Origin of the sequence: Streptomyces sp. NPDC093097, assembly GCF_044754325.1 — a bacterium.
Lineage (GTDB): Bacteria > Actinomycetota > Actinomycetes > Streptomycetales > Streptomycetaceae > Streptomyces.
The window spans coordinates 48,045-70,923 of sequence record NZ_JBIVOW010000009.1; the positions used below are offsets into that span (position 1 = coordinate 48,045).

17 protein-coding genes are annotated in these 22,879 nt (G+C 73.1%); 4 read left to right on the plus strand and 13 right to left on the minus strand.

From position 1 onward, the window contains the following. Nucleotides 1–167: 167 nt before the first annotated feature. The 3 genes from ACIQE0_RS17420 to rimP all read right to left on the minus strand — a co-directional run bounded on the left by ACIQE0_RS17420 (nucleotide 168) and on the right by rimP (nucleotide 2,138). Nucleotides 168–446 (minus strand): YlxR family protein, encoded by a 279-nt coding sequence (locus ACIQE0_RS17420; protein ID WP_100599520.1) that lies wholly within the window; start codon nucleotides 444–446, stop codon nucleotides 168–170. A gap of 133 nt (nucleotides 447–579) precedes the next feature. Further along, a complete protein-coding gene (gene nusA / locus ACIQE0_RS17425; RefSeq protein WP_366339236.1) occupies nucleotides 580–1,572 on the minus strand; it encodes a transcription termination factor NusA in 993 nt (330 codons plus the stop codon). A 2-nt stretch (nucleotides 1,573–1,574) separates the two neighbouring features. After that, entirely contained in the window at nucleotides 1,575–2,138 is a 564-nt protein-coding gene (gene rimP / locus ACIQE0_RS17430; RefSeq protein ID WP_366339234.1) for a ribosome maturation factor RimP, read from the minus strand. 160 nt (nucleotides 2,139–2,298) lie between these two features. Here rimP and ACIQE0_RS17435 point away from each other — a divergent pair, with 160 nt between their 5' ends. From ACIQE0_RS17435 to ACIQE0_RS17445, 3 genes are all read left to right on the plus strand, one after another. Continuing rightward, nucleotides 2,299–2,817 carry a hypothetical protein gene (locus ACIQE0_RS17435; RefSeq protein WP_366339276.1) on the plus strand — a complete coding sequence of 173 codons (519 nt, stop codon included), beginning with the start codon at nucleotides 2,299–2,301 and terminating at the stop codon, nucleotides 2,815–2,817. 260 nt (nucleotides 2,818–3,077) lie between these two features. Continuing rightward, the gene (locus ACIQE0_RS17440) at nucleotides 3,078–3,587 is read left to right on the plus strand and encodes a DUF4439 domain-containing protein (protein ID WP_366339232.1); all 510 of its coding nucleotides are present in this window, start codon (nucleotides 3,078–3,080) and stop codon (nucleotides 3,585–3,587) included. Between the two features lie 50 nt (nucleotides 3,588–3,637). Beyond that, on the plus strand, nucleotides 3,638–4,546 hold the full coding sequence (locus tag ACIQE0_RS17445) for an aminoglycoside phosphotransferase family protein (RefSeq protein ID WP_402332888.1): 909 nt from the start codon (nucleotides 3,638–3,640) through the stop codon (nucleotides 4,544–4,546). A gap of 74 nt (nucleotides 4,547–4,620) precedes the next feature. Here the strand turns inward: ACIQE0_RS17445 and ACIQE0_RS17450 are convergent, their stop codons facing one another. The 10 genes from ACIQE0_RS17450 to ACIQE0_RS17495 all read right to left on the minus strand — a co-directional run bounded on the left by ACIQE0_RS17450 (nucleotide 4,621) and on the right by ACIQE0_RS17495 (nucleotide 20,912). Beyond that, nucleotides 4,621–6,324, minus strand: coding sequence for a proline--tRNA ligase (locus ACIQE0_RS17450; protein WP_402332891.1), 1,704 nt, complete (start codon nucleotides 6,322–6,324; stop codon nucleotides 4,621–4,623). A gap of 287 nt (nucleotides 6,325–6,611) precedes the next feature. Next, a complete protein-coding gene (locus tag ACIQE0_RS17455; RefSeq protein WP_402332894.1) occupies nucleotides 6,612–7,148 on the minus strand; it encodes a GNAT family N-acetyltransferase in 537 nt (178 codons plus the stop codon). Between the two features lie 24 nt (nucleotides 7,149–7,172). Continuing rightward, nucleotides 7,173–8,018 carry a GNAT family N-acetyltransferase gene (locus ACIQE0_RS17460; protein WP_366337495.1) on the minus strand — a complete coding sequence of 282 codons (846 nt, stop codon included), beginning with the start codon at nucleotides 8,016–8,018 and terminating at the stop codon, nucleotides 7,173–7,175. 380 nt (nucleotides 8,019–8,398) lie between these two features. Next, on the minus strand, nucleotides 8,399–9,556 hold the full coding sequence (gene ispG, locus ACIQE0_RS17465; RefSeq protein WP_366337497.1) for a flavodoxin-dependent (E)-4-hydroxy-3-methylbut-2-enyl-diphosphate synthase: 1,158 nt from the start codon (nucleotides 9,554–9,556) through the stop codon (nucleotides 8,399–8,401). A gap of 169 nt (nucleotides 9,557–9,725) precedes the next feature. Next, nucleotides 9,726–11,027 carry a M50 family metallopeptidase gene (locus ACIQE0_RS17470; protein WP_402332899.1) on the minus strand — a complete coding sequence of 434 codons (1,302 nt, stop codon included), beginning with the start codon at nucleotides 11,025–11,027 and terminating at the stop codon, nucleotides 9,726–9,728. Next, nucleotides 11,024–12,316: a 1-deoxy-D-xylulose-5-phosphate reductoisomerase gene (gene dxr / locus ACIQE0_RS17475; RefSeq protein WP_402332902.1), complete on the minus strand. Its 1,293-nt coding sequence runs from the start codon at nucleotides 12,314–12,316 to the stop codon at nucleotides 11,024–11,026. The genes ACIQE0_RS17470 and dxr overlap by 4 nt, the downstream gene beginning before the upstream one ends. Nucleotides 12,317–12,499: 183 nt before the next feature. Then, nucleotides 12,500–14,419, minus strand: a complete 1,920-nt coding sequence (locus ACIQE0_RS17480) for an acyl-CoA dehydrogenase family protein (protein ID WP_366337503.1) — start codon at nucleotides 14,417–14,419, stop codon at nucleotides 12,500–12,502. A 534-nt stretch (nucleotides 14,420–14,953) separates the two neighbouring features. Continuing rightward, nucleotides 14,954–16,411, minus strand: a complete 1,458-nt coding sequence (locus ACIQE0_RS17485) for an aldehyde dehydrogenase family protein (RefSeq protein ID WP_366337505.1) — start codon at nucleotides 16,409–16,411, stop codon at nucleotides 14,954–14,956. A gap of 276 nt (nucleotides 16,412–16,687) precedes the next feature. Beyond that, nucleotides 16,688–18,412: a PucR family transcriptional regulator gene (locus tag ACIQE0_RS17490; RefSeq protein ID WP_402332906.1), complete on the minus strand. Its 1,725-nt coding sequence runs from the start codon at nucleotides 18,410–18,412 to the stop codon at nucleotides 16,688–16,690. 340 nt (nucleotides 18,413–18,752) lie between these two features. Then, the gene (locus ACIQE0_RS17495) at nucleotides 18,753–20,912 is read right to left on the minus strand and encodes an ATP-binding protein (protein WP_402332909.1); all 2,160 of its coding nucleotides are present in this window, start codon (nucleotides 20,910–20,912) and stop codon (nucleotides 18,753–18,755) included. Between the two features lie 256 nt (nucleotides 20,913–21,168). On the opposite strand from ACIQE0_RS17495, the gene gabT reads away from it, so the two are divergent. Further along, complete coding sequence (gene gabT, locus ACIQE0_RS17500) at nucleotides 21,169–22,518, plus strand: 4-aminobutyrate--2-oxoglutarate transaminase (RefSeq protein ID WP_366337511.1); 1,350 nt, start codon at nucleotides 21,169–21,171, stop codon at nucleotides 22,516–22,518. The last annotated feature ends 361 nt before the right edge of the window (nucleotides 22,519–22,879 follow it).

Sequence of the window (22,879 nt, forward strand, 5' to 3'; positions counted from 1 at the left end):
AGGTCCGGGGTGTCCACCGGACCGTCGCTACTTCATGGGCGTACTCATCGCGTACTCATCGAGTGCTCATCGCAATCTCGACCTACTTCCGACTCGCGAGGTACCTGACCGCACGGTTTTCCGTGCGCTGTGCATTTCTTGCTGTGCCTTGTCGCCATCGCGGCTGCTCAACGCGCGCCCCCTTCGATGAACCGGCGCAACTCCGCCGTCTCGAACGGGCCGCGGCCCCGGTAGGCCCGGGGGAACGCCCGGCGGCGAACCGCCAGATCGAGGCAGACCAGTGTCCGGTGCACATAAGCACCCCGGCCGGGCAGCGTACCGCGAGGATCGGGGACGCACTCGCCCTCGATCGCCACGATGCGCAGCAGATCGCCCTTGGCCGCTCGCTCCCGGCACCCCAGACATGTGCGCTCAGGGCATGCGCGGGCATGCGTCCGGCCAGACACTGATTAAGTCTACCTCCCCATGGCCGCTCCACCCCGATGGGGTAAAGCCCGATCCATGCTCAACAATTCCCCGCGGGACGGCGCGGCACCACTTCTTTTCGTCCGCCGCCGCCCCGCGCTCTGCCGCGTGGGCTCAATCCTGCACCGGCGCGTGCTCGGTGTCCGGCCGGATGTCGATCCGCCAGCCGGTGAGCCGCGCCGCGAGCCGGGCGTTCTGCCCTTCCTTGCCGATGGCCAGCGAGAGCTGGTAGTCGGGCACCGTCACCCGCGCGGAGCGCGCGTTGAGGTCCACGACCTCGACCTTGCTGACCCGGGCCGGCGACAGCGCGTTCGCCACCAGCTCGGCCGGGTCGTCCGACCAGTCCACGATGTCGATCTTCTCGCCGTTGAGCTCGGCCATCACGGCCCGCACCCGGCCGCCCATCGGGCCGATGCACGCGCCCTTGGCGTTCAGCCCCGAACGGGTCGACCGCACCGCGATCTTCGTCCGGTGCCCGGCCTCCCGCGCGATGGCGGCGATCTCCACGGACCCGTCCGCGATCTCCGGCACCTCCATGGCGAACAGCTTCTTCACCAGATTGGGGTGCGTGCGCGACAGGGTGACCGAGGGACCGCGGACGCCCTTGACCACGCGGACGACGTACGACCGCAGCCGCGTGCCGTGCGTGTACTCCTCGCCCGGGACCTGCTCCTGCACCGGCAGGATGGCCTCCAGCTTGCCGATGTCTACCAGGACGTTCTTGGGGTCCTTGCCCTGCTGGACGACGCCGGTGACGACATCGCCCTCCCGCCCGGCGTACTCGCCGAACGTGATCTCCTCCTCGGCGTCCCGCAGCCGCTGGAGGATGACCTGCTTGGCGGTGGTCGCCGCGATCCGCCCGAAGCCCGACGGGGTGTCGTCGAACTCGCGCGGCTCGGCACCCTCCTCCAGGTCCTCCGGGTCCTCCTTCGCCCACACCGTCACGTGCCCGGTGTTGCGGTCCAACTCCACCCGCGCCCGGCGGCGGCTGCCCTCGGTGCGGTGGTACGCGATGAGGAGGGCCGACTCGATCGCCTCGACCAGCAGGTCGAACGAGATCTCCTTCTCCCGCACCAGACCCCGCAGGGCACTCATGTCGATGTCCACGGCTACGCCTCCTCCTTGTTCTCGTCGATCTTCTCGTCCTGCTGTGCGTTCTTCTCGTCCTGCGGCGCCTCGTGCTGGGCGGGCCGCGCGGACTTGGGGTTGAACTCCAACTCGACCCGCGCCTTGGCGATCTCCTCGAACGCCACCCGGCGCGCGGTCGGCTTGCGCCCCTTGACACCCGGCACCTCAAGGTCGAGGCCGGTCTCGTCGAGGGCGATGATCCGCGCCACCAGGTCGCCGCCCTCGTGGAGACGGACCTTGATCAGGCGGCCGACGGCGCGGCGGTAGTGCCGCGGCTCGGTCAGCGGCCGGTCGGCGCCCGGCGAGGACACCTCAAGGGTGTACGGGGCGCCGCCCATGGCATCGGTGTCGTCCAGGACCGTGGAGGCCTCGCGGCTCAGCTCGGCGCACTCGTCCAGCTGGACGCCCTCGTCGGAATCGACCACGATCCTCAGCACCCGGCTCTTGCCGGCCGGTGTCACCTCGATCTCTTCCAGATCCAGGTCTCGCGCGGCGACGAGCGGTTCAAGCAGTCCGCGCAGCCTCTCGCTCTGGGTGGTGCTCATCCGGGTGACTCCTCGGCCGCGTGTGCTGTTGTGGGTAGGTCGCGTGTCGGCTCAAAGCCTATCGGTTCCGGCGGGGTACTGACGATTCGGTGGGTGGTCACGGATACGCTCGCCTGCGGTGATCACGACGGAAGACCCCGGGAAGTGCAACGTGCCGAATGTGGCGCTCACACGCAGAACGACCCTGTTGGCCGGCGCCGCCCTCGGGGGTGCGGCCCTGCTCGCCGGGTGTGCAGACGACGCCGGCCCCGACCCTCGGGCCGCCGAACGCTCCGCCGCCGCCGAGCGGCTGCGGAACGGGGCCGCCCACGACAGCACGGCCCTCCTGGCACGCTACGACGCGACCCTGGCCGCACATCCCGCCCTGGCCGGGCGACTTCGCCCGCTGCGCGCCGAAGTCGCCCGCCACACCGAGGCGTTCACCTCCGCCGCCCCCTCCCCTTCTGCCTCCGCATCCGCATCCGGCGCACCGCGCCGTGCCGCCACACCCCCCGTGCCGCCCGACGAACGCGACGCCCGTACGGCGCTCGCCGACGCGGAACGCACGCTCGCGGACGCCCGCACCGCGGCACTGCTCTCCGCACCCCCCGAACTCGCCCGCCTCCTCGCCTCGGTCGCGGCAGCGGGCGCCGCGCACGCCTACCTCCTCACGGCGGCGGAACGTCCCGCCTCACCGTGACCGCGGGACGCGTCCACCCGGCCCCCCGCCGGCGGGCGCAGCCGTGCAGCCGACCGGTACCGGGGCAGTGCGTGCTCCGCGCACCGGGCCGGGCCGGGCCGGGCCGGAGGGTCCCTGAGCCCGCCCGCAGCATCCGGAGCGAACGCCGGGCACGCCTCCACCGACCGACCGAAGGCGCCCGCCCCGAGGACGGACTCCGGGGCCGCCACGAGCAGCCCGCCCACCTCACCCCCCACGCACCACGACGAGAGAGAACCGCTATGGCGAGCACGAGCACAGACACCCGGCGCGGCGGCGGGGCCGGGCGCGCGGAGTTGAGCGCGACGCAGGCCGCGCTGGCGGCCGAGCACGCCGCGGTGTACGGGTACGGCGTGGTCGGCGGCCGGGTCGGGGCCGACCGGCGGGCGGAGGCACAGAGCTCGTACGACACCCACCGCGCGCGCCGGGACGCACTGCGCCGGACCGTACGGGACCTCGGCGGGACGCCGCAGGCCGCGGCCGCCGCCTACGAGCTGCCGTTCCCGGTGCCGGACGCGGCCGCCGCGACGCGGCTGGCGGCGGAGTTGGAGGACCGGGTGGCGGCCGTCTACGCCGACCTCGTGCGGGCCTCCGACGGCGCGCACCGCAAGGAGGCGGCGGCCGCGCTCCGCGAAGCGGCGGTGCGCGCGGTGCGGTGGCGGGGCGGCGGCGTAGCCTTCCCTGGGCTCGTGGAGCGGGCCGCGGCGCCCACCCCGTCGGGTTCGGCGAGCAGCACCTCCGACGCCCTGTGAACCACCGGCCGCACCCGCGGCCACTCCCCCACGCAAAGGACAGCTCAGGCATGGCAACGGCACCCATCGAACCGCCGCAGAGACTGCTCGCTGCGCTCGGCGGCGCTCAGGAGGGTCCCGTCGGGGCCTGGCTGGCGGCGCTCCCGGCGCTGGTTCAGGAGCGGCTGGCGGCCTGGGGGCTGACCTTGGAGCGGGTGCACGCCCCGGGGGGACGCAGCAGCCTCGTGGCGCTCGTGCGGCAGGAGGACGGGACGCCGGCGGCGCTCAAGTTCCCGGTGCCGGGGCGGGCCGCGGCGCAGGAGGCGGCGGCGCTGCGGGTGTGGAACGGCTGGGGCGCGGTGCGACTGCTGCGGGCCGACGAGGCAAGCGGCGCGCTGCTGCTGGAGCGGTTGCAGGGCGCGGTGTCGCTGCGGTCGTTGCCGGAGGCCAAGGCGCAGCTGGAGGCGGCCGGCACGGTCCGGCGGCTGTGGGTGGCGCCCCCTGAGGGGCATCCGTTTGCGACGGTGGCGGAGCGGACCGCGCAGGACGCGGAGCGGCTGCGGGCGGCCGGGGCTTCCTCGGAGGCCGGGCCGTTGGTGGACGAGGCCTGCGAGCTGGGGCGGTCGCTGCCGGCCGGGGCGGCCGAGGAGTTCCTGCTGCACGGCGCGTTCCGGCAGGGGAAAGTGCTGGCCGGCGAGCGTGCGCCGTGGCTGGCGGTGGGCCCGTCGCCGCTGGTCGGTGAGCGGGCGTACGACCTGGCGCGGCTGGTGCTGGACCGGTTCGAGGACGCGCTGGCCGGTTCGGGGGCGGCCGCGGTGGCGCGGCGGCGGGTGGCGAAGCTGGCGGACTCGCTGGACGTGGACCGGGCGCGGCTGCGCGACTGGACGCTGTACCGGGCGGTGCGCGCGGGGCTGCGGGAGTCGGCGTCCGGGGACCGCCGGCGCGGCGAGTCGCTGCTGGAGTTCGCGGCCTGTCTGTAACGGCCCGGCGGTGGGCGAGCACGGCGAACGGGCCGGCGGGCGGGTGCCCCGGCCGGCCCGTTCGCCGTGTGTGCCTACGCGCTGAGGCGGGCGACGGCCTCGGCGACCGTCAGCTCCTCGCGCTCGCCGGTACGGCGGTCCTTGACCTCGACGACGCCCTCACCGGCGCGGCGGCCGGCGACCACGATGGTCGGCACGCCGATCAGCTCGGCGTCGGTGAACTTCACGCCGGGCGAGACACCGGGCCGGTCGTCGACCAGGACCCGCAGGCCGGCGGCGCCGAGCCGCTCGCCGATCTCCAGGGCGAGTTCGGTCTGCTTGGCCTTGCCGGCGGCGACGACGTGGATGTCGGCGGGGGCCACCTCGCGGGGCCAGCACAGGCCCTTGTCGTCGGCGTGCTGCTCGGCGAGGGCGGCGACGGCGCGGGAGACGCCGATGCCGTACGAGCCCATGGTCACCCGGACCGGCTTGCCGTTCTGGCCGAGCACGTCGAGCTGGAAGGCGTCGGCGTACTTGCGGCCCAGCTGGAAGATGTGGCCGATCTCGATGGCGCGGTCCAGCTTGAGGCCGGTGCCGCAGTTCGGGCAGGGGTCGCCCTCCTGGACCACGACGACGTCGAGGTACGTGTCGACCTCGAAGTCGCGGCCGGCGACGACGTTCTTGGCGTGCACGCCTTCCTTGTTGGCGCCGGTGATCCAGGCGGTGCCGGGGGCGATGCGGGGGTCGGCGAGGTAGCTGACCTTCTCCAGGCCCTGCGGGCCGACGTAACCGCGGACGAGGTCGTCGCGGCCGACGAAGTCCTCGGCGGTCACCAGCTCGACGGCGGCCGGGGCGAAGTGCGCCTCGACCTTGTCCATGTCGACCTCGCGGTCACCGGGGACGCCGATGGCGACGATCTCGCCGTCGACCTTCACCAGGAGGTTCTTGAGGGTGGCGGAGGCCGGCACACCGAGGTGCGCGGCGAGCGTCTCGATGGTCGGGGTGTCCGGGGTGGGGATCTCCTCCGCCGCGGGCACGCCGGCCGCGTCCACCGGCTTCAGGGCGTAGGTGATCGCCTCGGTGTTGGCGGCGTAGTCGCAGTTCGGGCAGTCGGCGAAGGTGTCCTCGCCGGCCGCGGCGGGGGCCAGGAACTCCTCGGACTTGGAGCCGCCCATGGCGCCGGCGGTGGCCGCGCAGATGCGGTAGTCCAGGCCCAGGCGCTCGAAGATCCGCTGGTAGGCGGCGCGGTGCAGCCCGTAGGACTCGGCCAGGCCCTCGTCGGCGGTGTCGAAGGAGTACGAGTCCTTCATCTGGAACTCGCGGCCGCGCAGGATGCCGGCGCGCGGGCGGGCCTCGTCGCGGTACTTGGTCTGGATCTGGTAGAGGATCACCGGCAGGTCCTTGTAGGACGTGCACTGGTCCTTCACCAGCTGGGTGAAGATCTCCTCGTGGGTGGGGCCGAGGAGGTAGTCGCCGCCCCTGCGGTCCTTCAGGCGGAACAGCTCGGCGCCGTACTCCTCCCAGCGGCCGGTGGCCTCGTAGGGCTCCCGGGGCAGCAGGGCGGGCAGCAGGACCTCCTGGCCGCCGATGGCGTCCATCTCCTCGCGCACGATCCGCTCGACGTTGGCGAGGACCTTCTTGCCCAGCGGCAGCCAGGACCAGACACCGGCGGCGGTGCGGCGCACGAAACCGGCGCGCACCAGGAGCTTGTGGCTGAGCACCTCGGCGTCGGCCGGGTCGTCGCGCAGGGTCTTGAACATCAACCGGGACATGCGCTGGACCTGTGCGGCGTTGGCCATGGGAGTTTCTCCTGCGTAAGAAAGGTGACTCCATGGAGGTTAGCTGGCGGGGTGTGTCCCATGGAAACCGGTGCGCGTGCGGTGGGTTTGCTTCGCGCGTTGTCGGCTTTCCCGCCGTGGGGGTTGCTGTCTTGCGCCTGCGGCACCTGCGGGGCCGCTGCGCGGGGTGGGTCGGCCGCGGTGCCTATCCGCTGCGCGGGGCGCTGTCGGCCCTCCCGTGCGTGGGTGGTTGAAGGGCGGTGGGGGCGGGCGCTCGATGTTGTCTGCGGCTTGTGTGTGGGGTGTGCTCAGGGGCGTTTCAGGGGGAGGTGGGCGCCCATGACCGCGTAGGGGGTGGGGGCGCTGGGGAAGAGGACCCGGCGGGCGATGTCGTGGTAGCCCAGGGAGCGGTACAGGCCGCGGGCCGGGCTTTCGGTGTCGATGGCCGAGAGGATGCTGCGGGGCTGGGTGGCCTCGTCGGTGATCCGGGTGATCAAGGTGCGGCCGATGCCGCGGTTCTGGTACGCCGGGTGGACGTGCAGCTCGGTGATCACGAAGGAGTCGTCGAGCCAGTGGTCCAGGCCCTGGCTGCGCAGATAGGGCTCGACGACGGTGGACCACCAGTGGGTGCGGTCGTTGGGCATGCCGTAGACGAAGCCGACGAGGCGGCCGGCGGGGGTGATGGCGCCGAGGGCGCGGGCGCCGGTGCAGCCCAGGTGGCGCAGCACGATGTGGCGGCGGACGGCGATCTCTTCGTCGGTGAGGCCGAAGGCGAGGGCCTGGACGGCGAGCGCGTCGTCCACGCGGGCAGCGAGATCGAGGGGGCCCACCGCGACGTCATCCATGCTCGGAGCGTACAAGGCGGCGGCTCAGAAAAGTACGCTCATGAACGCGCCGACTTCCTCGAAGCCGACCCGGCGATAGGCGGCGCGGGCAGCGGTGTTGTAGTCGTTGACATAGAGGCTGACGACGGGGGCGACGTCGCTGAGGGCGTAGCGGAGCACGGCGGCCATACCGGTCTCGGACAGGCCCTTGCCGCGGTGCGCGGGGTCGACCCAGACACCCTGGATCTGACAGGCGAGCGGGGTGGCGGCGCCGATCTCGGCCTTGAAGACGACCTTGCCGTCCTCGATACGGGCGAACGAGCGGCCGGCGCCGACGAGTTCGGCGACCCGTGCCTGGTAGAGGAGCCCCCCGTCGCCGGCGAGCGGGGAGATGCCGACCTCCTCGGTGAACATCGCCACGCAGGCGGGCATGACCAGGTCGAGTTCGTCCTTGCGGATCCGGCGGACGCGGGGGTCGGGGGCGACCTCGGCGGACGGGGTGCGGGTGACCATCAGCGGCTGGTGGGCGCGGATCTCGCGGGCCGGGCCCCAGTGAGGTTCGAGCAGTGACCACAGTTCGGCGGTGGGGTCGGCGGGGCCGACGATGGAGGAGCAGCGGCGGCCCTGGCGGCGGGCGCGTTCGGCGAAGCCGCGGACGGCTTCGGCGGTGGCGCAGACGGGGACGAGGTTGGCGCCGGCGTAGCAGAGGGACTCCAGGCGTCCGCCGACGTACCAGCCCCACATCTCGCCGCCGAGCCGCCAGGGGTCGAGGCCGGCGACCTGGACGCGGGCGGCGACGAAGGCGTTGGCGACCGGTTCGCGGTCCAGGACCGCGAGGGCCTCGTCGAGCTCTCCCGGTTCGAGGACCTTGATGGAGGTGGTCGTCAGCACGTGTCGGAAAGCCTCACCGTAAGGGGCCTGGGAGGCCAGGCGGAGCGGGTCCTGGCACTGTACCTCCACCCTGGCGGGAGCACTCGGGCTCCCTGGGACGGGCATGCGCGAGCCCGCGGCCCGAGTGGGGCGGCGGGGCTCATGGGTGTCGCTCGTGCGCATCGCTCCTGCACACGCGCCGCTCACACGCGTCGATGCGCGGGACCTGAAGCCGGTGCGCGGGACCGGTGGCCGGTGCGCGGGACCGCACGTCCGCGCGCGGGGGCGGAACGGGAATACCGGCTCGGCTCCGCCGCGTTGGGGCCCCGCAGGGGGCGTTCGTGCCCCCTACGGGATCTGTTCCCCCGTCCCGTAAGGGACAGCCCCCTGTGCCGTGGGGATCAGCCGGCGGCCGTGACGATCGGCTCGCCGGAGGCGATGCCGTCGGCCTCCATCTGCGCGGCGATCTTCATGGCCTCTTCGATGAGGGTCTCGACGATCTTGGACTCGGGGACGGTCTTGATGACCTCGCCCTTGACGAAGATCTGGCCCTTGCCGTTGCCGGAGGCGACGCCGAGGTCGGCCTCACGGGCCTCGCCGGGGCCGTTCACGACGCAGCCCATGACGGCGACGCGAAGCGGCACCTCCATGCCCTCCAGACCGGCGGTGACCTCGTCGGCGAGCTTGTAGACGTCGACCTGGGCGCGGCCGCAGGACGGGCAGGAGACGATCTCCAGGCGGCGGGGGCGGAGGTTGAGCGACTCCAGGATCTGGATGCCGACCTTGACCTCCTCCACGGGCGGGGCGGAGAGCGAGACCCGGATGGTGTCGCCGATGCCCTCGCTGAGCAGCGCGCCGAAGGCCACCGCGGACTTGATGGTGCCCTGGAACGCCGGACCGGCCTCGGTGACGCCGAGGTGGAGGGGGTAGTCGGACTGGGCGGCGAGCTGGCGGTAGGCGTTGACCATCACGACCGGGTCGTTGTGCTTGACCGAGATCTTGATGTCACGGAAACCGTGCTCCTCGAAGAGGGAGGCCTCCCACAGGGCGGACTCGACGAGGGCCTCGGGGGTGGCCTTGCCGTACTTCTGGAGCAGGCGCCTGTCGAGGGAGCCGGCGTTGACGCCGATCCGGATCGGGGTGCCGGCGTCGGAGGCCGCCTTGGCGATCTCCTTGACCTTGTCGTCGAACTGCTTGATGTTGCCGGGGTTGACCCGGACCGCGGCGCAGCCGGCGTCGATCGCGGCGAAGACGTACTTCGGCTGGAAGTGGATGTCGGCGATGACCGGAATCTGCGACTTCTTGGCGATCACCGACAGCGCGTCGGCGTCGTCCTGGGTCGGGCAGGCGACCCGGACGATCTGGCAGCCGGACGCGGTCAGCTCGGCGATCTGCTGGAGCGTGGCGCCGATGTCGGACGTCCGGGTGGTCGTCATCGACTGCACCGAGACCGGTGCGTCTCCGCCCACGGCGACCGAACCGACCTGGATCTTGCGGCTGACCCGGCGGTCGGCGAGCTTGGTCGGTACGTTCGGCATTCCCAGTGCGATGGCAGTCATCTGGCGAGCAACCCCAAGGTATGGATCAAGGCCCGGATTCGGCGGGCTCCGGTCATCGAGCCTACGGCACCCGCAACGCCGGAGGCACATCGAACCCGTGGGCCCCACCGAAGGGGGCGGCCGGGCACGCCCATACGGTCGCAGCGTGCCCGGCCGGCGGTGTCTGGCGCTATGTCAGCTTCACCGGGTTCACCACGTCGGCGACCAGCACCAGCAGGGTGAAGCAGAGGAAGATCCCGGCGACGACGTAGGCCACCGGCATCAGCTTGGCGACGTCGAAGGGTCCGGGGTCGGGGCGCCGGACGACCTTGGCGAAGACGCGGCGCAGCGACTCCCACAGGGCGCCGGCGATGTGCCCGCCGTCCAGCGGCAGCAGCGGCAGCATGTTGAACAGGAACAGCGAGAGGTTGAAGCCGGCGACCAGGAAGAGCATGGTCGCCACCCGCTGCTCCGGCGGGATGTGCAGGGAGAAGACCTCGCCGCCGACCCGGGCCGCGCCGACCACGCCCATCGGCGAGTCCTGCTTGCGCTCGGCGCCGTTGAAGGCCGCGTTCCACAGGTCGGGGACCTTGCCGGGGACGCGGACCAGGGATTCCACGCCCTGGCCGACCATGTTGCCCATGCGGTCGACGGACTGCCCGAAGGTCTGCTGGACGATGCCGCTGGCCGGGGTGAAGCCGAGGAAGCCGGCGGTGACGTACTCGCCGGGGACGTAGCCGCCGCGCCCGTCGGTCTTGGCGACCTTGTTCTCGATGAGGTCGGCGTGCAGGGTCGTCCTGGCGCCGTGCCGCTCGACGACCAGGGTCGCCGGGCCGGTGGTCCGGCGGATCTGCTCCTGGAGGGTGCCCCAGTCGGGGACGGGGTGGCCGTTGAAGGCGACGATCTTGTCGCCGGCGCGCAGGCCGGCCGCCTTGGCCGGGGAGTCCTTGGCGCCGGCGGGGCACTTGTCGGTCCCGGCGGAGGCCGAGATGACGCAGTCCGAGACCGAACTGACCTGGGTGGTCTGGGAGTTGATGCCGAAGCCCATCAGCACGCTCATGAAGATCACCACGGCCAGGACCAGGTTCATGAACGGCCCGGCGAACATCACGACGACGCGCTTCCAGGGCTTGCGGGTGTAGAAGAGCCGGTGCTCGTCGCCGGGCTGGAGCTCCTCGAACGCCGCGGAGCGGGCGTCCTCGATCATGCCGCGGAACGGGGACGTCGACCGGGCCTGCAGCTTCCCGTCGTCACCGGGCGGGAACATGCCGATCATCCGGATGTAGCCGCCCAGCGGGATCGCCTTGATGCCGTACTCGGTGTCGCCCTTCTTCCGGGAGAAGAGCGTCGGCCCGAAGCCCACCATGTACTGCGGCACGCGGATACCGAACATCTTGGCCGTGGTGAGGTGGCCGAGTTCGTGCCAGGCAATGGAGAACAGCAGGCCGACGACGAAGACGACTATGCCGAGAATGGTCATCCAGGTCGTCATGCGCGGACCTCCGAGGGAGTGCGTGCCGCCGTGGCGGCCAGTTCGCGGGCGCGGGCGCGCGCCCAGGTCTCGGCCTGCAGGACGTCTGCGACGGTGAGGGAGGTTCCACCGCCGTCCTGGGTCTGCTTCGTCACCACTGCGGATGCCAGCCCTTCGTCGACCACTGCCGCGACGGTATCCACAATCCCTGTGAACGGCAGCCCGCCGGTGAGGAACGCCTCGACGCACTCCTCGTTGGCGGCGTTGAAGACGGCGGGCGCAGTGCCGCCCAGTTCGCCGACCCGGCAGGCCAGCGGCACGGAGGGGAAGGCCTCCTCGTCGAGCGGGAAGAACTCCCAGGTCCGGGCCGTGTTCCAGTCGATGCCGGGGGCGGCGTCGGGGACCCGCTCGGGCCAGCCCAGACCCAGTGCGATCGGCATCCGCATGTCGGGCGGGCTGGCCTGGGCGAGGGTGGAGCCGTCGGTGAACTCCACCATCGAGTGGACGTAGGACTGCGGGTGGACGACGACCTCGATGCGGTCGAAGGGGACGTCGAAGAGCAGGTGCGCCTCGATGACCTCCAGGCCCTTGTTGACCAGGGTCGAGGAGTTGATGGTGACGACCGGGCCCATGGACCAGGTGGGGTGGGCCAGGGCCTGTTCGGGCGTGACGCCGGCCAGCTCGCGCCGGGTGCGGCCGCGGAACGGGCCGCCGGAGGCGGTGACCACCAGCTTGCGGACCTCGGCGCGGCTGCCGCCGGCCAGTGCCTGGAAGAGCGCGGAGTGCTCGGAGTCCACGGGGATGATCTGGCCGGGCCTGGCGACGGCCTTGACCAGGGGCCCGCCGACGATCAGCGACTCCTTGTTGGCCAGGGCCAGCACCCGGCCGGCCTTCAGGGCGGCGAGGGTGGGGGCCAGACCGATGGAGCCGGTGATGCCGTTGAGGACGGTGTGGCAGGGCGAGGCGGCGAGTTCGGTGGCGGCGTCGGGGCCGGCGAGGATCTCCGGCAGCGGCTCGCCCGCGCCGTAGCGCGCGGCCAGCGCCTCGCGGAGCGCGGGCGCCTTCTCCTCGCGCGCCACCGCCACCGCGGCGACCCGCAGCTGGTGCGCCTGCTCGGCGAGCAGCTCGATCCGGCCGCCGGACGCGGCGAGCGCGGTGACCCGGAACCGTCCGGGGTTGCGCAGCACGATGTCGATGGCCTGGGTGCCGATCGAACCGGTCGAGCCGAGGATCACGATGTCCCGGGGATCGGCCGGATCACCGGTGGCCGGCTCGAAGCGCAGGTGCGGATGGGCGAGGGAGTCCGTCATGTGGTCCATTGTGGCCGGTCGGCACGGTGCCCCGGCCACCGAGGGCGTCCGCACCCCGTACGGGCGACGCGCGGGCCGCCCGTACGAGGTCGGTGCGGGTCCAGGTCCTGCCGTGAAACTCCCGTCGTCCGCCCAAAGGGCGGGCCGGGCGCCACCCGGCAGACGGGAGTGTGACGACAGGGTCTAGACGAAGGGGCGGCGGGCGTTGTCCTTGGCGGTCCGGCCGGGGGTGGCGTCGGCGATCCAGGCGCCGTCGCCGCTGGGATCGACGACGCCCTCCTCCAGCCAGGTGTAGCGGCCGCCGAGGACGCCGGAGACGACCTTGCGGTCCAGGGTGTCGGTGTTGGTCCACAGCCGGTGGAACAGTTCCTCGACGCGGATCCGTGCCTGGCGGCAGAAGGCGTCGGCGAGCTGGTGGGCCTCTGGGCCGTGGTCGCCGGTGAGCCGCAGGTGCTCGGCCCGTACGCAGGCCGCGCTCATCGCGAAGAGTTCGGCGCCGATGTCGACGATCCGGCCGAGGAAGCCCTGCTTGGTCTCCATCTTCCCCTGCCAGCGGGACATCGCGTAGAAGGTGGACCGGGCGAGCTTGCGCGAGGTCCGCTCGACGTACCGCAGATGGCCCGCCAGTTCGCCGAACTCCGCGTAGGTACGCGGGAGTTGGCCGGGTCCGGCGACGAGCTTGGGCAGCCAGCGGGCGTAGAAGCCGCCGGCCCTGGCGGCCGCCCTGCCCTTGTCGGCCAGGGTCTTGTCGGGGTCGATGAGGTCGCCGGCGACGGAGAGGTGGGCGTCGACGGCCTCGCGGGCGATCAGCAGGTGCATGATCTCCGTGGAGCCCTCGAAGATCCGGTTGATGCGCATATCGCGCAGCATCTGCTCGGCGGGGACGGCGCGTTCGCCGCGGGCGGCGAGCGAGTCGGCGGTCTCGAAGCCGCGGCCGCCGCGGATCTGGACCAGTTCGTCGGCCATCCGCCAGCCCATCTCGGAGCCGTAGAGCTTGGCGAGGGCGGCCTCGATGCGGATGTCGTTGCGGTTCTCGTCGGCCATCTGGGAGGAGAGGTCGACGACCGCCTCCAGGGCGAAGGTGGTGGCGGCGATGAAGGCGATCTTGGCGCCGACCGCCTCGTGCTCGGCGATCGGGCGGCCCCACTGCTCGCGGGCGCCGGACCACTCGCGGGCGATCTTCAGGCACCACTTGCCGGTGCCGGCGCACATCGCGGGCAGCGAGAGCCGGCCGGTGTTGAGCGTGGTCAGGGCGATCTTCAGGCCGGCGCCCTCGGGGCCGATGCGGTTGGCGGCCGGGACCCGCACCCGGTGGAAGCGGGTGACGCCGTTCTCCAGGCCGCGCAGGCCCATGAAGGCGTTGCGGTTCTCGACGGTGATGCCGGGCGCGTCGGCCTCGACGACGAAGGCGGTGATGCCGCCCTTGTGGCCCTCGGAGGCCGGCACCCGGGCCATCACCACCAGCAGGTCGGCGACCACGCCGTTGGTGGTCCACAGCTTCACGCCGTCCAGGACGTAGTCCTCGCCGTCCGGGACGGCCTCGGTCGCCAGCCGGGCCGGGTCCGAGCCCACGTCGGGCTCGGTGAGCAGGAACGCCGAGATGTCCGTGCGGGCCAGCCGCGGCAGGAACGCCTCTTTCTGCTCCTGGGAGCCGAAGAGCTTCAACGGCTGCGGTACGCCGATCGACTGATGCGCGGAGAGCAGTGCGCCGATCGCGGGGCTGGCCGAGCCGACGAGGGCGAGGGCGCGGTTGTAGTAGACCTGGGTGAGTCCGAGGCCGCCGTACTTCGGGTCGATCTTCATGCCCAGGGCGCCCAGTTCCTTCAGGCCGCGGACGGTCTCGTCCGGGATCCGGCCCTCCCGTTCGATCCGGGCGCCGTCGATCTCCGTCTCGCAGAACTCCCGCAGCGTGGCGAGGAACTTCTCGCCGCGCCGGACGTCGTCCACCGAGGGGGTGGGGTGCGGATGGATGAGGTCGAGCCGGAAGCGCCCCAGGAACAGCTCCTTGGCGAAGCTGGGCTTGTGCCAGTCCTGCTCACGGGCCGCCTCGGCGACCTGGCGGGCTTCGCGCTCGGAAACGTTGCGGATGGACGGAGCGGTCATCGGGAAACTCACCTCGCCGCGGATCGGGAGTGCCGTCGGCGGGCAGGTCTGCCGCCGGGCAGTGCTACTTGTGACAAGTACCCGATATATGCGAGTTGCACCAGCGGAGCGGAGCCCGCGGGCGGGCCCCGGCGCGGCCGGAACGGACGGCCGCGGGGCTTCTCAAGCCGGCCTTTGGGGGGGTGCGGCATACCGCGCTGGTTGTACGCGCGCGGCGGTTCCACCCCGCGCGGCCCGGCCCCGCATCCGTCGCGGTCAGGAGGAACCGGGACGGAGCGGGGCCGTAGCGTGGTGGGCCCGGCCTGGCGAGGGGGCAGTGCCGGGGAAAAAGGGGGACGCGGCGCGCTCCGGAAACAGGGTGCCGGAGCGCGCCGCGCGGAGGGAGGCCGGCGCGGGCGGATGCGCCGACCGGGGCCTGGCGGGAGGTACGGCCCAAGGGAAGACCGTTGCTGTCCACCGGGCCAGGCCCGGACCGGAGGGGGTGCGGAGCGGGCCGGCGGTCCGGCCCGCCCGCTCCCGGGAAGGTGCCGCGGCTTACAGGTCCAGTCCGGTGAGGATCAGCACCCGCTCGTAGGTGTAGTCCTCCATGGCGAAGCGGACGCCCTCGCGGCCGACACCGGACTGCTTGACGCCGCCGTAGGGCATCTGGTCGGCGCGGAAGGACGGCACGTCGCCGATGACCACACCGCCGACCTCCAGCGCCCGGTGGGCGCGGAAGGCGGTCTGGGTGTCGTGGGTGAACACCCCTGCCTGGAGGCCGAACTTGGAGTCGTTGACAGCTGCGAACGCCGCGTCGACGCCGTCGACCTTCTGGAGGCTGAGGACCGGGCCGAAGACCTCCTCGGTGGCGAGGATCGCGCCGGCCGGCACGTCCTCCAGCACGGTCGGCGCGTAGGCGGCGCCGTCGCGCTTGCCGCCGGTGAGCAGCTTGGCGCCGCGCTCGACGGCGTCCTCGACCCAGGACTCCACGCGCTTGGCGGCGTCCTCGCTGACCAGCGGGCCGACTTCGGTGGCGTCGTCCGACGGGTCACCGGTGACCTGGGCCTCGACGGCGGCGACGACCTTGGGGACCAGCCGGTCGTAGACCGAGGCGTCGGCGATGACCCGCTGGACGGAGATGCAGGACTGGCCGCCCTGGTAGTTGGAGAAGGTGGCGATGCGCTGGGCCGCCCAGTCCAGGTCCTGCTCCGAAGACCAGTCGGGCAGCACGACTGCCGCGCCGTTGCCGCCGAGCTCCAGGGTGCAGTGCTTGCGCGGCACCGAGTCGAGGATGGCGTAGCCGACCTTGTCGGAGCCGGTGAAGGAGATGACCGGCAGCCGCTCGTCCTGGACCAGCGCCTCCATGCGGTCGTTGGGGACCGGGAGGATCGACCAGGAGCCGGCGGGCAGGTCGGTGCCGGCCAGCAGTTCGCCGAGGATCAGGCCGGACAGCGGGGTGGCCGGGGCCGGCTTGAGGAGGATCGGGACGCCGGCGGCGATGGCCGGGGCGATCTTGTGGGCGCAGAGGTTCAGCGGGAAGTTGAACGGCGCGATGCCCAGGACGGTGCCGCGGGGGAAGCGGCGGGTCAGCGCGAGCCGGCCGGTGCCGCCCGCGTCGGTGTCCAGGCGCTGCCCCTCGCCGCCGTTGAAGCGGCGGGCCTCCTCGGCCGCGAAGCGGAACACGGAGACGGCCCGGCCGACCTCGCCGCGCGCCCACTTCATGGGCTTGCCGTTCTCCGCGGAGATCAGCCGGGCGATCTCCTCGGTGCGCTCCAGCAGCCCGCGCACCACGTGGTCGAGGGCGGCGGCGCGCACGTGGGCGGGGGTCGCGGCCAGCTCGTCCTGGACCGCTACGGAGGCGGCGACGGCCTCCTCGACCTGGGCCTCGGTGGGGACGCTGACCGTGCCGACGAGACGTCCGTCCCAGGGGGAGGTGACGTCGAAGGTGGCCTCGCCGGTGGCCTCACGGCCGGCGAGCCAGAAGGCGGTGGGGGCTGCAGCAGAGTTCGGCACAGTGGATCCCGGCCCTTCAGTGGTCGTGGGTGGTGCGCGCGCAGCTCAGGGAGCGGCTTGGCGTAGGACTCTGCTGCCCACCGTAGGGGTGCGGCGGCCTCCTGACGCTTGTCCGAAGCGGCGTAATCCGCCGGGCCGTCTCTCCGTGATGGAGTCCGCAGAGGGTGGGGGCGGGGCGTCCGCGGGGAGCGTTGCCGTCCCGTCGTACCGAAGCGGCCGGGTCCAACGCCCCCGTATCGGGGCCCTCCCCACGCGCCCCTGGCCCCCCTGCTCCCCCTACTCCCCCGTCTGCGCCGACGTCGCCTTCAACGCCAGCCACAGCTCCATCCGCACGTCCGGGTCGTCCAGCGAGCGGCCCAGGATCTCCTCCACCCGCCGCATCCGGTAGCGCAGGGTGTGGCGGTGGACGCCGAGGTCCGCGGCGGCCGCGTCCCACTGGCCGTGCCGGGCCAGCCAGGCGCGCAGGGACGCCACCAAGTCGCCGCGCCCGGTGGCGTCGTGCTCGCGCAGCGCCCGCAACAGCCCGTCGGCGAAGGCCAGTACCGCGTCGTCGGCGAGCAGCGGGAGCACCGAGCCGGCCGCCACGTCCTCGTGTTCCACCAGGGCGCGGCCGCGGCGGCGGGCGACGGAGAGGGCCTGTTCGGCCTGCCGGTAGGCGTGGGCGGCGCCCATCGGGCCGGTGGGTGCGGAGAGGCCGATGGCCAGCCCCTCGGGCCGCTCCCGGCGGGCGCCGGACCGGGCGGACCGGCCGCGCGGCCGCGGCTGCGTACCGAGGCGGGCCTCGACCGCCGCGGCGAACGCGGTGCAGGCGTCCGCGGCCGCGCCGCCGTCCGCGACCAGCACGATCAGCCGGCCGCCGTCCGGCACCGCGAGCACCGCCTCGCCGGTGCGGACGGCGGCGGACTCCATGGCGTCGGCGAGCGCCTCCAGAACGGACACGGTGCCCGCGTCCGATGAGGCTCTCCCCTGCGCGGAGGGCTGCCCCCTGCCCGCACCGAGCTGAGAGCTCGGGGGAGAAGCCGAGAGCGCGGAGGAGGACGGCTGGTCGTCGGCGGGCACCGGCTCGGCCACCACCATCCGGAACGGGGCGTCCAGCAGCCCCCCGTAGAGCCGCCCGGAGACCGCCCGGGCGTGGTCCGGCTCGCCGGCCAGCAGCATCTTCAACACCGCGGCGCCCAGCCGCAGCTCGGCCTCCTGGAGCGCCCGGGACCGCTCGGTGGTCAGGGTCAGCAGCGCGACGGCCGAGTGCACCGCGTACCGCTCGGCGGTGCCGAGCGACGCCCCGGTGCCCACGGCGAGCACCCCCCGGGACCGCCGCCCGGTGCCCAGCGACTGCAGCTCCACCCGGTCGTCGCCCTCGGCGTCGCTGATGACGGAGCTGGCGGGCGCGGGCCGCTCCCGCAGCCGCGCCACGTCCTCGGCGAGCCGGGCCGCCCGCCGCGCCGCCCACTCGGGGGCGGCCGCCACCACCGCTCCCGACGCGTCGTAGAGCGCCGCCCAGCCGTTCAGGTACGCCGCGAGCCGGGCCAGCAGCTCGGTCGGCCCCTCGGCGCCGAGCGCGGCCCGGGTCAGTTCCCGCTGCGCCTCGAAGCCGGCGGTCACCGCGCGGTACTGGTCGGCCGCGACGGCCGCCGACACCGCCTTGCTGATCGCGATGAACGGCGTGCGGCGGGGCACCGCGAGCAGCGGCAGGCGGTGCCGCCGGGCCGCGTCGACCAGCGCCTCGGGCACCTCTTCGTAGTTCACCCCGACCGCGAACCCCAGCCCGACCACGCCGGCCTCGGCGACCCGCCGCACATAGCGGTCCGCCGTCTCCGGATCCTCCGCGTCCAGCTTCAGCGCGGTGATCAGCAGCAGCTCGCCGCCTTCCATATAGGGCACCGGATCGATCAGCTCGCTGGAGTGCGCCCAGCGCACCGGGACGTCCAGCCGGCCCTCGCCCGCGAGCACCTCCAGCTTGAGCGCGGTGTGGTTGACCAGGGAGGCGAGGGTGTGCGGCATGGGACCTTCGAGGGCTCCGGCGGACGGCACGACCACGACCGGCGGCCGAATACTCCAGCCGGCCTCCCCCTGCCGACTCCACCGATCGTCTGCGCCGCCCGCATCAACGGCGGGCGTGTGCGCCGCCCTGTATGAACGGCTGGTGTCGATTCTGCCTCAACGGAGGGTTTGGGGACACTGGCCGGGGTTGGGCAATGGTCGGGCGGGGGCGGTGGGGCTCCTCCACCTCGGCCGGAGACTGTGCCACCGAGGTGTACGGCTCACCTCCGGGCGCGTCCAAGCGCGGAGGTGAGCCGTCGGCGGTGGCTGCCGGAGGCCGTCCGACAGGTCGGTGCGGTCGCTAGGAGCGGAGGTCGACGAGGACGGGCGGGGCGTGCTCGCCGTCGACCGTGGCCACCGACAGCACGGCATGGCCGGCCGGGAGCGCGTTCGCGAGGTCGGAGGCGGACCAGCGTTCGCGTTCGACGGTGCGGACGGTGACGGCCTTGGAGGTGGCGGCCTTGCCCGTGACCAGCTGGCGGACGAGGTGGAACGCCTTCATCCCGGCGCCGTGCGCGATGATTTGACGGTCCGTCACATCACGGGTCTCCACCCATTCCTTGCCCCACACCTCGGCGAACGGCGCCCCGTCCCAGGGCGTGACGCCCGCGAACGCCATCCGGCAGCCGACCGCGCCGAGCAGCGCGCTGCGCAGCGCCTCGGGGACGTCGTCCAGGGAGCGCAGGGTCAGCACGGCGCCGGCGTTGGCCGAACGCAGCCGCTGGAGGCCCCGCAGCGCCTCAGCGGTGATGGTGTGCGCCGCCTCGTCGAGGACCAGGCAGGCGAACAGCGAGCGGTCGGTGCGCGCCACCGCGCACTCGGTGAACTGCGCCAGGACCAGCCGGGCGAGGATCCGGGACGCCTCGGCGTGCCCCCGTTCGGGAAGCTCGATGCGGACCCGGAGGGGGTGGTCCAGGGAGCGCAGCGAGACCTGGCGGGTGGCTCCCGTGGGGTCGAAGAAGGCGGCGAAGGCGGGGCGGTCCAGGAGCGCGATCCGGTCGGCGAGGAGGAGAGCGACGTCGCCGGGGCGCTCCGACTGGCGGGCGCGGGCGTCGAGTTCGCGCAGCAGGGTGACGTCGCCGCTCGCCTCCAGGGCGGTGCGCAGCGCGGCGACCGCCTGCGGTGCGCCGTCCAGCAGCTCTCGCAGCTCGGGGACGGTCGGGAAGCGGTCGTGGGCGGCGCGGAAGGGGCCGAGCAGCTGGGCCAGGGCGGTCGCCGCGCGCCGGCTGTCGCCGCCGGGGAGCTGTTCGGCGAGGTCGCCGACGAGCGCCTCGGCGAGTATCCCGGCCGCCTCGTCGGGGTCGGTGGTGCCGCCGTAGAGGTCCAGGTCGCACTCCGGGTCGGGGCGGCCGATGCGGACCACCACGTCGAAGGCCTCGTCGGGGCCGAGGGCCGAGCCGGCCGGGCCGACGGCCACGACCGCGCACTGACCGGCCAGCGCCTGCAGGCACATCGCCTCCACCACCGGGCGCACCAGCCGGGTGGTCTTGCCGCTGCCCGCGGGCCCGACGGCCAGCAGGGAGGTGCCCAGCACCCGGGGTTCCAGCGCGCAGCCGCTGCCCCGGTGCTGGTACGGATTGCGCGGGTGGTCGGCGGCGGTGCCGATCCGGACCTGGTGGGCGAGCAGATCGTGCTGCGCACTGCGGCCTGCCAGGTCGCGCTGACCGGAGGGGTGGGCGCAGGCGGCGGCACCGTGCCGCAGGACGGCGTCGGTGAAGGAGGCCGAGGAGTTCCGCCCGGAGCGCACCGAACGCCAGGCACGCCCGATCCGGGCCACGTCCACGTCGTTCATCGCGCCGGCGCGGGCATCGGCGGCGAGCCGGTCGGCGGCGTCCGGGGCGCCCTGGGCGCGGAGTTCGGGCCACTGCGCGGGGTCGGTGGCGGGCTCGGGCTTGGGGGCGGGGGTGCGGGCGCGGAGGCGGCGGAGGACGGGGCCCAGGATCCGGCGGGCGAGCTCCGGCCAGCGGCCGAGGCGGCCGAAGAAGCCGGCCAGGAGCGCCAGCACCAGCCCGTAGTAGACGTACGTGGCCCAGACGAAGGCCATCTTGTCGCCGCCGGCCGACCGCCAGGAGTCCGGGGTGAGCAGCAGCAGCGGCCAGAGCCAGTAGCTGCCGAGGTACCCGTTCGACAGCAGGGACCACAGCAGCCAGCCGCACAGGAGCGCGATCACCGCTCCGCTGATCAGCTGCCGCAGGGGGATGCGTTGGGGCTCCTCCTTGGCGCGCGGCCGGTGCCCGTAGGTCCAGATGCCGGGCGCGGCGGCCGGGCGTGCGGTGCGCAGCCAGTTCAGCAGCGGCGGCTGCGGGCCGCCCGGACCGGCGGTCGGGGTGAGGGGCGGCGCGGTGGGCCGCGGCGGGGTGAGCGGTGCGGCCGGGCGCGGCACCGTGGGGTCGGGACGCCGCTCCCCGGACGGCGGAGGTGCGGCGGTGTGCTGTGCGTCCTGCGTGCCCTCGGTGTCCATCCGGTGCCCCTTGTCCCCCTTGAGACGTGGCCTGTCTCGGCGGTGTGCCGGCCTGCCGTTGTCGTGCCCGCGCTGGCGCGCCGTCGGTGGGCGTGCCGCCGCTCAATTTACTGGCCGCGGCCCGTGGCTATGTCCGGTGCGGACAACGCAACACGCGCACTTCTCCCGAACGGAACATGCCAGACTCGCCCCACCGCCCCTAACCTGCGGGAACAACACCCCTGTACGTCCGTGTTCCACCCCCCAGGAGACTGCCATGACCGAACTGTCCGGAGGCCCCGCCCTCCCCCAGGAGCGTCGCGTCGTCACCGCGATCCCCGGCCCCAAGTCCCAGGAGCTGTGGGCCCGTAAGCAGAACACCGTGGCCGCCGGTGTCGGCGCCGTGCTGCCCGTCTTCGTCAAGCGCGCGGGCGGCGGTGTCCTGGAGGACGTGGACGGCAACTCCCTGATCGACTTCGGCTCCGGTATCGCGGTGACCTCGGTCGGCAACAGCGCGGAGGCCGTGGTCCGCCGGGCCACCGCGCAGCTCGCCGACTTCACCCACACCTGCGCGATGGTCACGCCGTACGAGTCGTACGTCGAGGTCTGCGAGCTGCTGGCGGAGCTGACGCCGGGTGACCACGCGAAGAAGTCGGCGCTGTTCAACTCCGGTGCGGAGGCCGTCGAGAACGCCGTCAAGATCGCCCGGGCGTACACCAAGCGCCAGGCGGTCGTCGTCTTCGACCACGGCTACCACGGCCGGACGAACCTGACGATGGCGCTGACCGCGAAGAACATGCCGTACAAGCACGGCTTCGGCCCGTTCGCGCCCGAGGTCTACCGCGTGCCGGTGGCCTACCCCTACCGCTGGCTGACCGGTCCGGAGAACTGCGCGCAGGAGGCCGCCGAGCAGGTCATCACGCAGATCACCAAGCAGATCGGCGCGGAGAACGTCGCCGCGATCATCATCGAGCCGGTGCTCGGCGAGGGCGGTTTCATCGAGCCGGCCAAGGGCTTCCTGCCCGCCGTCGCGAACTTCGCGAAGGAGAACGGCATCGTCTTCGTCGCGGACGAGATCCAGTCGGGCTTCTGCCGCACGGGCCAGTGGTTCGCGTGTGAGGACGAGGGCGTCGTGCCCGACCTGATCACGACGGCGAAGGGCATCGCGGGCGGTCTGCCGCTGGCGGCGGTGACCGGCCGCGCCGAGATCATGGACGCCGCGCACGCCGGCGGCCTGGGCGGCACCTACGGCGGCAACCCGGTGGCCTGCGCCGCCGCGGTCGGCTCCATCGAGACCATGCGCGAGCTGGACCTCAACGCCAAGGCCAAGCGCATCGAGGAGGTCATGAAGGGCCGCCTGACCGCGATGCAGGAGAAGTTCGACATCATCGGCGAGGTCCGCGGCCGCGGCGCGATGATCGCGATCGAGCTGGTCAAGTCCGGTTCCAAGGACCCGAACCCGGAGGCCACCGGCGCGATCGCCAAGGCGTGCCACCAGGAGGGCCTGCTGGTGCTGACCACCGGCACGTTCGGCAACGTGCTGCGCTTCCTGCCGCCGCTGGTCATCGGCGAGGACCTGCTGAACGAGGGCCTGGACATCCTTGAGGGCGCGTTCGGCGCGCTCTGACCTTCCGGCCCGCGCCGGCCGTCGGCACGGGCCGAGTCGGTCGGCGCGCGCGATGCGGCGGTCGAGCGGGACCTTCCGGGTGCGGCCCGGGGCACGGCGGGGCCGTGTTCCGGGCCGCACCCCGTTCGCTTCCCCGGGGGTGGCGGAGCGAGGGGTGCGGTGGGGGCGCGTGAAGAAGATGTGCGGGGGCAATGGCGGGCGCGTGATGCGGCTTACGGGGCGCACTCCGGGTGCCGTACCGTTTCGGCAGTTGAGAGAAACACCCCGCCCGCAGGGGACTGCGGGCGATTGCCCGGTCGACGCAACCCCCGCTTCGGCCTGGCCGTGCCCTCGCGCACACCACCGGAATCCCTGGCACGAG